Origin of the sequence: Undibacterium sp. SXout20W (assembly GCF_049340285.1) — a bacterium.
GTDB lineage: Bacteria > Pseudomonadota > Gammaproteobacteria > Burkholderiales > Burkholderiaceae_D > Undibacterium.
The window spans coordinates 67,457-78,548 of record NZ_JBMPPH010000011.1 but is presented as its reverse complement, the minus strand read 5'-3'; the positions used below and the strand labels follow the sequence as shown (position 1 = coordinate 78,548).

Sequence of the window (11,092 nt, the reverse complement as noted above, 5' to 3'; positions counted from 1 at the left end):
ATCATTCGGGAATGCTGCACGAATTCTTGCTGCAGCAGTCGCCGTACTCGCTGTTGGGGCACACCGTCAGCCATTGTAGTCACCGTTTGGATACGCACCGTCGAAGTCGCGTTCTTCGCTGTTATCTCAACGAACGTTCCGCCCTTTGTGCCTCCACCGGTTCCGTCAATCCACTCTTCAGATGCGCGTCCGGTTCTGTCGCGATAAGGAACTAAATTTGAGTTGAAGCAGCGACTTACCGGAAAAATCAGAAAGCGAAAGAGTAGGATTGATCTGCAGCAGATGCAACTTGACCATCGGGACAATTGAGCTGTCCCTTTTTGACCATGTGCATCGTTTCAATGCCGGCGATAAGTTTGGTGACACAATGAAATTTTTTGAATCCCAGCATAGGTCGCGTTCTGCGCTTGATGGCTCGGTGGTTTTGTTCCACAAGATTGTTCAAATATTTCGATTGGCGCAACGTGATTTCCAGGCCGCTGTCGGCAATCATGCTGCGCACCGCTGCGGTATTGGCACCGCTCTTGTCGATGGTGATCTTCTCCGGCACGTCGTGCAACCCGATCGCTCGTTCGAATAAGCGTCGCGCAGCAGCATGGTCACGTTTGGCGGTGAGCAGGAAATCCACCGTATGACCAAGCTGGTCAACAGCGCAATACAGATACTTCCATTGCCCACCGACTTGAATGTAGGTTTCGTCCATCCGCCTACTTCGGCCAACTGGATGTTTGCGACGACGAAACACTTTGGCCAAAACCGGCAATATCTTCAGCGCCCAACGATGCACCGTCGCATGATCAACCTGTACACCACGTTCAGCCATTATTTCTTCCAGGTGCGCAAACTCAGCGCATAGGCCGCGTACCACCGCACACATAACAACATCACGTCGAGCGGATAATGCAAGCGTTTTAAAACCTGGCGAAGTACAGACTTTTCATTTGTTTAGGCAGTAATTTCATCTAAACATTTTATCAAGTTTGGCTTATCGCGACAGAACCCAAGTAGGCATATCGCTATCAATTTCGTGAGATAAGTTATTGACTTTCAAATATCCGAAACACCCTAGGGGCTAAGGCAATCTAGCTAAAATTCACGAACTTAATAGTTAAATAAAATATAATTATTTTTCATGATATTATCAATTTGGCACTTTCTAAAAAGGTATCAAATTTAACTTTCGGAGCCTATATGAAATTCGTTTCTTACTCAATTATGATCCAAGCAGCAATATTATCCATTTCCAACCCTACATATGCTGGAGAAGTTCATACGATCCAATATTCTCTTGACGTAAGTGCGGAGAAAATAGCTAAATTTACGTGTATTTATGCCACAAACGGACAATGTTATATTAAGACTGGAAAAGATGATTCTTCATCTAGCGAAGAGCACGCAATACAATCGGGGGGAGAAAATTGATTTAACACTCGCCAATGATGAAAAAACACTCTGTTTCTCTGCAGATCCTGATATTAATTGGCCGTCTTGTCTAAAAGGGCCTTTTCATATCGATTTACGCAAATCTACACAAGGCATCCAGAGTTATCTTGGATCGTCTAAATAGACAAGGCGACTGAATCGCCATGGACGCCTTGCAAAAAGTAGAAGCCATTCAGAATATCTAGAATTCAATTAAAAGCAATGTAAGTGACCGACAGTTTGGGCCTGTGGAGAATAAAACAGTAGAGTTTTTGGCTGTGTCGCAATAAGGTCGAACGGACAAAAAATGCGGCGAGGCCCCGGAAAACTAGAAAGCAAAGCTAGAAAACTGTTTAGCTTTGGACAAAGGCTGATCTTTGGCGGCATGCAACATCTATCCCTTGTAAATCATATGCATGTTTTCAATACCCGCAATGATAGCCTGTGCACAATGGAAATTCTTCAATCCCAGCATAGGTCGCGTTCTGCGCTTGATGGCTCGGTGGTCTTGTTCAACGATGTTGTTAAGAAATTTGCTCTGGCGCATCTGAATGTCAGCGCTGGTGCCAGCGATAATACTGAGGACGGCCGCGGTATTGGCGCCACCTTTGTCAATCGTGATCGCCGCCGCGTTCTTGCATTATCTCTTCGATAGGACGAAAACTCAATGGGTATGCCACGTACTAGCGTACACAAAGCAGTGTGACTTCCAACGGATAATGTAGTCGTTTAAGAACCTTGCGGAGGGTGCTTTTGATGAGGCTTTTACAAAAATCGTCCATATCAAGCTTTATCAGATACGCTTATTGCGACACAACCATACCGTTTGCAGTTCATCTTTTTCCTCACTCGTTTCGAATATGTCGTTTTCAGAAAACATGAAGTAGCTTTATGGCGATCAGCATGATCGTCAGGATTTTAATTGCTTCGATTTGTTTCATGGTGATCGCCTTGATCATCCCCATATATAGGGAGTGACACGGATGAGTCTTGCCTTGAATATGTGATGAGTATCCCTTCATAGCTTCAATTTTTTCACTCATAGTAAAAATTTATTGATTGGATACTTTTAATCAAATGGATTAATTGCTGCCACGACTCTAGAATCCCCTCCATACCAACGTTCAACCCGCCACAGGAGATAATCATGTCAAACGAAGCAAAATGCCCTTTTTCACATAGTCCAAGTAAAAACGCCGTCGCCAGTAATCCTAAAAATGCGAATTGGTGGCCGAATCAATTAAATTTGAATATCTTGCATCAACATTCACCAAGTTCTAATCCATTGGGGAGTGAGTTCAATTATGCAGAAGCGTTTAAAGCGCTTGACCTGAAGGCGGTTGTTGAAGATTTGAATGCCCTGATGACTGATTCACAAGAGTGGTGGCCTGCTGATTATGGTCACTATGGGCCACTTTTTGTTCGAATGGCGTGGCACAGTGCCGGTACCTATCGTGTGAGTGATGGACGCGGTGGGGCGGGCGCGGGCGCGCAGCGTTTTGCGCCGCTTAACAGCTGGCCAGACAACGGCAACTTAGATAAGGCACGGCGCTTATTGTGGCCCATCAAACAAAAGTACGGCAATCAGCTTTCATGGGCTGATTTAATGATTTTGGCGGGAAATGTCGCATTGGAATCGATGGGATTTAAGACTTTTGGTTTCGCTGGCGGCCGTCCAGATATCTGGGAACCTGAAGAAGATATCTATTGGGGTTCAGAGGGCAAATGGCTCGATGATCAACGTTACAGCGGTGACCGCGAATTAGAGAAACCACTTGCTGCGGTGCAGATGGGCTTGATTTATGTGAATCCGGAAGGACCGAATGGCAAACCAGATCCGCTGGGTTCGGCACGCGATATCCGTGAAACCTTTGCCCGTATGGCAATGAACGATGAAGAAACTGTGGCATTGGTCGCCGGCGGACATACGTTTGGTAAAGCCCATGGCGCAGGCGACCCAGCATTGGTTGGCGCAGAACCTGAGGGGGCTGGTATTGAAGAGCAAGGATTAGGCTGGAAAAACAGTCTTGGCACAGGTAAAGGCATTGACACAACAACCAGCGGTATTGAAGGGGCGTGGACACCGAATCCAATTCAGTGGGATAACGGCTATTTTGAAACACTATTTGGTTACGAATGGGAATTGACCAAGAGCCCGGCCGGAGCGCACCAATGGACACCAACCGATCCGGCGGCGAAAACAACGGTACCTGATGCGCATGATCCGACATTGCGTCACGCGCCGATGATGACCACTGCTGACATGGCATTGCGTGCCGATCCTGCTTATGAAAAGATTTCACGCCGTTTCCTGCAAAACCCGCAAGAATTGGCAGATGCGTTCGCTCGTGCCTGGTTCAAATTGACGCATCGTGATATGGGGCCAGTTGCACGTTATCTGGGGCCTTTGGTACCGCAAGAAGTATTGATATGGCAAGATCCAATTCCCGCCGTCGATCATTCTTTAGTGGATGACGCTGATATTGCTGGTCTGAAAGCAAGCATACACGATACGGGTCTATCGATTTCTCAACTGGTCAGTACGGCGTGGGCATCAGCGTCTACGTTCCGTGGTAGCGACAAGCGTGGTGGGGCAAATGGTGCACGTATTCGTCTGGCGCCACAGAAAGATTGGGAAGTAAATCAACCAGCGCAGTTACAGCAAGTACTAACTACATTAGAGTCAGTGCAGCAAGCATTTAACGGTGCACAAAGTAACGGTAAGAAGATTTCTCTGGCGGATTTGATTGTATTAGGCGGCGCCGCTGCTATCGAAAAAGCCGCACAAAATGCCGGTCAGACTGTGACTGTGCCGTTCACCCCAGGTCGTATGGATGCGTCCCCAGAGCACACTGATGTTGATTCGTTTGCGGTATTGGAACCAGCTGCTGACGGTTTCCGTAACTATGTCCGTCCAGGTCTTGCCCATGCGGCGGCAGAGCTATTAATCGACAAAGCGCAATTGCTCAATTTGAGTGCGCCAGAAATGACAGTGTTGATTGGCGGGATGCGGGTTTTAAATACTAATCACGGAACGAGCCAGCACGGCGTATTGACGAAACGCCCTGAAACCCTAAGTAACGATTTTTTTGTTAATTTATTGGATATGGGTACAGAATGGAAAAAAGCGAATAGTGAGGGCGTTTTAGAGGGACACTACCGTCAAAGCGGTGACCTCAAATGGACTGCGACGGTCGTCGATTTGGTGTTTGGCTCCAACTCACAGTTGCGCGCCATCGCGGAGGTGTATGCGAGCAAAGATGCACAAAAAGCATTTGTACTTGATTTCGTTTCTGCATGGAATAAAGTAATGAATGCGGATCGCTTTGATCTGGCATAATAAAGTCTGCTGTTTTTAAGCAATGTTGGAACACCCCTCTACTTAGTGCAATGTGCTGGATGCCTGAGTAGTGGGGTTGTAGCGTATTAACTAGTGGTGAATGATCGAAGGCGCCTATAACCGCCGCCAAATTGAAAAGGATTGAAATCCGTCTTTTGCGCGTCTAACGTATTGATACTTTTTTACCTGAAATTTGCTTCTGATTTTGTTTTTTAATTTTTTTTTAATCTTTTTTTAATCTTTTTTAATTATTTAACGACTATCTTAGAAGTTTCAAATACCTGTTTTAGGGAGGCGATGTTGATGGATACGATCAAACTTTATCCCGAAAGCGCTCATGCACATGCACCTGGCTGCGGAAAGTGTAAGACATCCCAAGACCTCGATTTTAAATTCACTTTTGCTTATCAGCCCATCGTCAGCGTGCATGACCAGGCGATATTCGCGCATGAAGCTCTGGTGCGTGGGCCGAATGGGGAATCCGCGTATTCGGTATTAAGTCAGGTAACCGATAGCAATCGATATCACTTTGATCAAGCATGCCGCGTCGAGGCGATTCGGGGCGCTGCTCGTTTGCAGATGCAAGGCAAATTGTCGATTAATTTTCTTCCTAATGCCGTTTATCAGCCTGCGGCTTGTATCCAAACGACGTTCGAAGCAGCACGAAAGTATGATTTCCCGATTGAGCGTATTATTTTTGAAGTGACAGAGGGCGAACAGGTCACGGATCGCCCGCATTTAGTTAATATCTTTCGTGAATATGAGCGTTTTGGATTTAGTACCGCCATCGATGACTTTGGTGCCGGCTATGCGGGGCTCAATTTACTGTCCGAGTACCAGCCCGATATCGTTAAGATCGACATGGAATTGGTGCGCAATATCGACACCAGTAAAGCAAAACAGGCGATTGTCAAAGGTATTACCGGTATTTGTAAGGACTTAAATATCCAAGTGCTGGCAGAAGGCATTGAGACTACAGCGGAACGAGATTTTTTGCTGTCGGCAGGTATTGATTTGATGCAGGGTTATTTATTTTGCAAGCCCGCGTTTCAAGCCGTTGGTATCATTGACCCAGCCGCCTGGGAATAAGATATCTGACTAGCGATTGGGTTATTGCCGCAATCCATCACCCTTACCAAAGGACGATCCCGAATCGACGTACAACGAGGGCGAAAACAAAGAAGCAAATAACAGACAAAATCGCTGCGCAGAGCAGTGCAGGCCAGAAACCAAATCTCGCCAGACACCATGGAAATGCCAGAAACATGGGCAAGGTCGGTACGACATACCAAAATGTGAACCAGGCGTGGTTTGCAATTTTATCGTTTGACTGATTCTCAAGATGCAGCCAAATTAAGGTCAGAATTGTTACCAGCGGCAACGCAGCAATGAGACCGCCAATACGATCACTGCGTTTTGCCACTTCCGATACCAGAACCACAACTGCCGAGGTCAGCAGAAATTTAACGATAGTCCAAAGCATTGTTGATTCCTCCTTTTCTACCTTTTCTATCTTTTATGTGTCTGATCAAGTGTCAAGATTGATATAAAGCGTGACACCTTTCTCCGTTAATTTTTTTTCGCGTGCAGATCGGTCACGTAAGATCTGATGCCGTCGGTGATCTTTCATTTTGTTCCAGTCTTTGCATTCTGGTTTTGTCCGCAGACAGGCGATACACCAACCTGTCTTGCCATCGAATCGACAAATCTCAATGCATGGCGACTTAACACGCATTATTTTCCTGGCGTGCGTGGATGTACTTCTACCGTGATATGAGACAGCCCTTTAATTTGTTTCAACATCCGATGGTAGAACGCCGGTACCGCTTGAAGTTCAGCCGTGGTGAGGGAAACAATCGCCCCAAAATGCCCAGGCCCTAAACGCCATACGTGTAAATCGACGACGGTATCACCATTCTTTTCTATGGTAGTCCGAACCTTACTGATCATTTTTTGATCGATATTCATGTCCAGCAAAATGGCGCCAGTATCTCTGACGAGACCATAAGACCAATTTGCAATGACGAGCGCTCCGACGATTCCGGCCACGGCATCCATCCAAACCCAACCAAACATTTTTGCCAAAATTAATCCGATGATGGCCAGTACTGAAACAGCAGCATCCGCAATCACGTGCACATATGCGGCGCGCATATTGTGATCCGTTGCATCCACTTCGTGGCCATGGTGATCGTGGTGATCGTGATGATCATCGTGGTTATGATGATTATGATGATTATGATGTTTATGTTCTTCAAAAGTCAGGAGATGCTGCTCATTCACCACACGGACTTCCACCTGGAATTCATGTGGTTCAGGAATAACGGACGTTGATTCCAGAAAATCGGCTTTTTGTGTAAAGGTAAAGGTTTGACGAGAACCATCAGGTCGAATAGTGACGGCAGTAAGGTCTTCTGCAAGTAACAAGCCATCCATCGACACTTGTTTGACCCGAAATACAGGGGGAACGTGGTCTTCAAACACTGAAAACGCCAATAATCCCGCATTACTTTGAATCTGTTGAACTTCATCGTGCTGGTGGTCGTCATCGTGATGGACGACATTGGCATGATGATCATGATGTCCATGATCATGACCGTGGCTATGCCCATGGCTATGCCCATGGCTATGCCCATGGCTATGACCATGACTGTGCCCGTGATGATCACCGCTCAGCAGCCATGCACTGGCAATATTAACCAATAGTCCAACGACCGCAATAGGGATCGCTTCGCCAAATTGAATCGGCACAGGTGATATCAGACGTGCTACGGCTTCGTAACCAATCAGCAAAGCGATCATAGCCAGAATGATGGCGCTGGTGAAACCAGCAAGATCACCCAGTTTTCCGGTGCCGAAGATGAAACGTGGATCATTGGCGTGTTTGCGCGCATAGGTATAAGCCATTGCTGCAATTAGCATGGCACCGGCATGGGTAGACATGTGCAAGCCATCCGCCACCAGTGCCAAAGAACCAAACCAACTGCCACCCACGATTTCGATCACCATCATGGCGCTACATAACGCAATGACGCTCCAGGTTTTACGCTCGCTTTTTTCGTGACCTGCACCGAGAAATACGTGCTGGTGTTCTGTAGTAAATGGGGTATCGTAAAAATCGTTCATCGTTGCTCTTATCGCTGTTCTTCAAGGTTGGAATAGGGGGCAGGGGTCAGGGTTCTGGGTTCTGGCTGATTGCAGCATGCTACTTCAGCGAGGCATCATTTAAAGTAGCTGTGCACAACATCGATTAATTGCTCGCGTGCATCGCCATGTTTTCCTGCATGTTCCGCTTCAGCATCGACCAAATGTGTGCGGATATGGTCTTCTAATACGTTGGCTAATAAACCGTTCATGGCACCACGACAGCTGGTAATGAGTTGTAACACATCATCACATCCAGATTCTTCGACCAGCGCCCGTTCAATCGCTTCAATTTGTCCACGAATGCGCCGGACGCGGTTTAAAAGCTTTTGTTTTTCGCGAATGGTATGACTCATAGTGACCTCTCATAATATAGGGGGGGATAGTATATTTGTCGGGGCAATATGTCCAATGGTATTCACAAAAAAATCGATGAATACGTATTGTTTTCGGTCATATGTCATATGGGAAGACAGCAGATTCTGAAAATAAGAAATAGGAAATAGGAAATAGGAAATAGGAAATAGGAAATAGGAAATAGGAAATAGGAAATGGGAACGATTCAATTCCAATATTATTCAATTGCTCATTAAAGCCAGAAATTGATCATCGGTCCCGCAAAACAACAAATGTCGCTATTGGTCACCTTCTATGACGGACCATTTGATCTGCATCAATGGGGGTAAAAACAGCAGGCATAGGCTACATGAAGGAGTTTGATAGATTTTTAAATTCATCAAATTCATCAAATTCATCAAATTGGTTACTTCATGTAACGCTGATTTCTGATCAGCAGGAACAGTTCATCCGGTCACTTCGCTTTTGTCCCAGATATGTATCGAGGTCATTTATGCAGCGTACTACAAAAAAATTCCACAACCGTGGCTCATTGACCTCGTATTTGCTTGGGCTACTGACTTTGACCATGCTGGTCATATCGGATTCTGCTAACGCGCTGCCGACGTTTGCGCGGCAAACGGGGCAGTCATGTGTCGCTTGCCATGCGGGAGGGCAATATCCTGAACTGACGCCATATGGACGTCTTTTTAAACTAACCGGCTATACACTGGGTGAGCGGCCGTTCGTTCCCATTTCTGTCATGGGTGTTGCCAGTTACACCAAAACGATTAATGCGGATCCTTCATCTGATTTTCCTAAAAATGCGGTAGCCTTATTTCAGACTGGTAGCGTCTTTTTGGCGGGTAAAATTACCGATAACATTGGGTTGTTTGCGCAGGCAACGTACGATAACTACGCGAATCAAGATCCAAACACCAACCAATGGAGTGGACATTCACATTCCGATAATATCGACCTGCGTTACGCGGACCGATTTATCAGCAACAATAACGATCTGATTGTTGGCTTAAGTTTAAATAATAATCCCTCTGTGACAGATGTCTGGAACACGGCGCCCGCCTGGATTCAGTATGTACCGACCAAATTTGGAAACACTGGTGCCAGTGCGGCACCGATGGTGTCTCAGTTGGGGCAACAGGTTGCGGGAATAGGTGCTTACGCGTTTTGGAATAAAACAGTCTACGCGGAAGTATCGTTGTATCAGACCGCCAAAGGTGCATTGACGATTTTGAAGTCTGGTAATGACATTGGTAACCGTTTAAGCGGTACAAATCCGTATGTCCGTTTAGTCGCCAGTCACGAATGGGGGCCTCACAGTGCAATGGTTGGTCTATTTGGGATGAACGCAGACGTGTATCCAGATCCGACCAATCCAGGCGGCCCGACGACGCATTATAGAGACCGCGGTATTGATGCGCAATATCAGTATTTGTTGGATGAACATGCGTTCACCGCGCAATTAAGCTATATCCATGAATCGATGAAAGGGGGTGATGTTGCCGGTATTGCCAGTAATCCGGAAAACACTCTGAATCAATTTCAGATCAAGGGTAGTTATATTTATAGCGCCAAATATGGGGGTAGTCTGACCTATCGACAGACGACTGGCACATCAGATGCAACGCTGTATCCAGGTCTGCAAGATGACGGTACAGGAACGGGCAATATGATTCCAATTCCTGGCAGTGGCAGCATGAATAATAATCCTGATACCCGAATTGTCATTCCCGAATTATTTTGGATGCCAGTTCAGTATGCCAGAGTCGGTGTGCAGTATTACAAATTCAACCGTTTTAATGGTGCAAGTAGTAACTTCGATGGCGCTGGTCGTAATGCGAAAGATAACAATACGTTGTTTGTGTATGTGTGGGCTGCGTATTAAGCATGGCGCAATGTAACGATCAACTTTGTTGAGGAAAACCATGAAACAAAAATCAATTTACATCCTGATGCTGGCAGCATTTTTATTAAATGCTTGTAGCACGCCAGAACGGTCGCGTTCTATCGTTACCCAGCATGTGCCTATCAAAACGATCGTGACCCAGCTATGCTCGAATTGTCACGGCATGGCCGGAAATTCTGACTCACCAAACTTTCCCAATCTCGCCGCGCAGCAAGAAGCCTATCTCATCTCTCAGCTACAAGGATTTCGTGCACATACCCGCTCGGATAAGGATGGCTACGATTACATGTGGGGGATTACGTCAAATCTGAGCGATGAACAAATTCAAGGTTTAGCGACGTATTTTTCAGAGCAAAAAGCAACGCCTTTAAAGAAACCTTATCCCGCCGAAAAGTTAGCCCGTGGTCAGGAAATTTACGAACATGGCGTACCAGATAAAGATGTGCCGGCCTGTGTTGCCTGTCATGGTACAAAGGCTGAAGGGAATCAAATTTTCCCGCGTCTGGCAGGACAGCATTCGACTTACTTATTGAAGCAATTGAACGTGTTTCAAAATACCGAACAACGTCCTGCCGGTGTAATTATGAAAGGCGTCTCACATGCTTTGACCAAGGAAAATATGGATGATGTGAGCTATTACCTTGAATCGATAGGTAGTTAAAAAGTAGCTACTTGTTATTCAAGTTTATTCTGATGGTTTCTTTGCTGGGTCTTTTTTGCATCATTTTTGAGTCAATATTGCATCATTTTTTTATATGTAAAACGATCGCTCTTCGTGGAAACAAGCCGGGAGTGGCCCGGCGGCCACTTACTTTTCTTTGCTTCGCCAAAGTAAAGTAAGCAAAAGAAAGGCGACGCTGAGACTTTGCCCTGCGGGTGCCGTCACTGCGTGTCGGCACAATTTGCGCGTCACGTAAAACGGG

General features: G+C 46.1%; 10 protein-coding genes and 1 pseudogene. 5 read left to right on the top strand and 6 right to left on the bottom strand.

The window, feature by feature from the left end:
* Positions 1-247: 247 nt before the first annotated feature.
* A protein-coding gene (locus ACO0K1_RS08240; protein WP_423024624.1) for an IS6 family transposase occupies positions 248-885 on the bottom strand; the annotation gives its coding sequence in 2 pieces (ribosomal slippage) (positions 248-837 and positions 837-885; 639 coding nt in all).
* Between the two features lie 306 nt (positions 886-1,191).
* Here ACO0K1_RS08240 and ACO0K1_RS08235 point away from each other — a divergent pair.
* Positions 1,192-1,422, top strand: coding sequence for a hypothetical protein (locus ACO0K1_RS08235; RefSeq protein ID WP_423024572.1), 231 nt, complete (start codon positions 1,192-1,194; stop codon positions 1,420-1,422).
* A 394-nt stretch (positions 1,423-1,816) separates the two neighbouring features.
* Here the strand turns inward: ACO0K1_RS08235 and ACO0K1_RS08230 are convergent.
* Positions 1,817-2,044, bottom strand: a pseudogene (locus tag ACO0K1_RS08230) (DDE-type integrase/transposase/recombinase); the annotation flags it as partial.
* Positions 2,045-2,569: 525 nt separating this feature from the next.
* Between ACO0K1_RS08230 and katG the strand changes: the two are divergent.
* Positions 2,570-4,762: a catalase/peroxidase HPI gene (katG, locus tag ACO0K1_RS08225; protein ID WP_423024570.1), complete on the top strand. Its 2,193-nt coding sequence runs from the start codon at positions 2,570-2,572 to the stop codon at positions 4,760-4,762.
* Positions 4,763-5,065: 303 nt separating this feature from the next.
* Positions 5,066-5,851, top strand: coding sequence for an EAL domain-containing protein (locus tag ACO0K1_RS08220; RefSeq protein ID WP_423024568.1), 786 nt, complete (start codon positions 5,066-5,068; stop codon positions 5,849-5,851).
* Positions 5,852-5,894: 43 nt separating this feature from the next.
* On the opposite strand, the gene ACO0K1_RS08215 is transcribed toward ACO0K1_RS08220, so the two are convergent.
* From ACO0K1_RS08215 to ACO0K1_RS08200, 4 genes are all read right to left on the bottom strand, one after another.
* Positions 5,895-6,245: a DUF3147 family protein gene (locus tag ACO0K1_RS08215; protein WP_423024566.1), complete on the bottom strand. Its 351-nt coding sequence runs from the start codon at positions 6,243-6,245 to the stop codon at positions 5,895-5,897.
* 45 nt (positions 6,246-6,290) lie between these two features.
* A complete protein-coding gene (locus ACO0K1_RS08210) occupies positions 6,291-6,497 on the bottom strand; it encodes a DUF1289 domain-containing protein (protein ID WP_423024564.1) in 207 nt (68 codons plus the stop codon).
* Complete coding sequence (gene dmeF, locus ACO0K1_RS08205; protein ID WP_423024562.1) at positions 6,497-7,888, bottom strand: CDF family Co(II)/Ni(II) efflux transporter DmeF; 1,392 nt, start codon at positions 7,886-7,888, stop codon at positions 6,497-6,499. Before dmeF ends, ACO0K1_RS08210 begins: the two co-directional genes overlap by 1 nt.
* Before the next feature lie 95 nt (positions 7,889-7,983).
* Positions 7,984-8,262, bottom strand: coding sequence for a metal/formaldehyde-sensitive transcriptional repressor (locus tag ACO0K1_RS08200; RefSeq protein ID WP_423024560.1), 279 nt, complete (start codon positions 8,260-8,262; stop codon positions 7,984-7,986).
* 494 nt (positions 8,263-8,756) lie between these two features.
* On the opposite strand from ACO0K1_RS08200, the gene ACO0K1_RS08195 reads away from it, so the two are divergent.
* A complete protein-coding gene (locus ACO0K1_RS08195) occupies positions 8,757-10,148 on the top strand; it encodes a cytochrome C (protein ID WP_423024558.1) in 1,392 nt (463 codons plus the stop codon).
* 40 nt (positions 10,149-10,188) lie between these two features.
* A complete protein-coding gene (locus ACO0K1_RS08190; protein WP_423024556.1) occupies positions 10,189-10,830 on the top strand; it encodes a c-type cytochrome in 642 nt (213 codons plus the stop codon).
* The last annotated feature ends 262 nt before the right edge of the window (positions 10,831-11,092 follow it).